At 70.1% G+C, this 635-nt stretch carries 1 pseudogene; it reads left to right on the plus strand.

Annotation, left to right across the window (positions count from 1 at the left end):
* Positions 1-97 (plus strand): annotated as a pseudogene (locus ACTWQJ_RS52050) (toxin Doc); the annotation flags it as partial.
* Positions 98-635: the final 538 nt, after the last annotated feature.

Genomic DNA, 635 nt, shown 5'->3' on the forward strand with positions numbered 1-635 from the left:
GCCCTACGGGGCGCTGGTGGACCTGGCCCGGGACCTGATCGACGGCAGGACCGACGTCTACGGCGCCGCTGACCGGCTGCGCTCCTGGCAGATCTGACGCGCCCGACCCGGCCGCCCCTCCCGCCCTCGGGACCGCCGGCCGAGGGCGGGAGGAACAGGGCCGGCGGCCGCCTCACGCAGGGGAGCCGCCGTCCTGCGCGGGGGCCCAGGCCCTGTCGGCCTGGCGAGAGAGGCCGGTTCCATCCAACTGCTCGGCCGGAGGCGTCGGGAGCGTGCGTGGGGCCCTGCCGCGCGCGTCGGTTTCACACGGGGCGCACGGAATGGTAAATGGCCGGGTCGGCGGCGTGAGTTACTATCGAATCTGACTTTATTTCAGTGTGGCCGATGTTGCCCAAGTGCCTTGTTGGCCGTGAGTGCGATGTGCAAGGGTGAACCACCCGGCGGGGGGAGTAATGGCCGGGCACATTCGCACTTCGGTGAACCGGTCGTGCGAAGCGCCAAGGGTGAATTCACGCTCCCCGCACCCCGCCAAAAGGTACGCACCAACCGGGCTCCTTTTCGGCGGTCAGAACCCTCGTGTACCACCTGCGTGGGAAGGAATCCGCTCAGTGCCCACCCCCCACCCCCCTCGCCCC

Source organism: Streptomyces sp. KR55 (assembly GCF_052245645.1).
In the GTDB taxonomy this organism is placed as follows: domain Bacteria; phylum Actinomycetota; class Actinomycetes; order Streptomycetales; family Streptomycetaceae; genus Streptomyces; species Streptomyces flavusporus.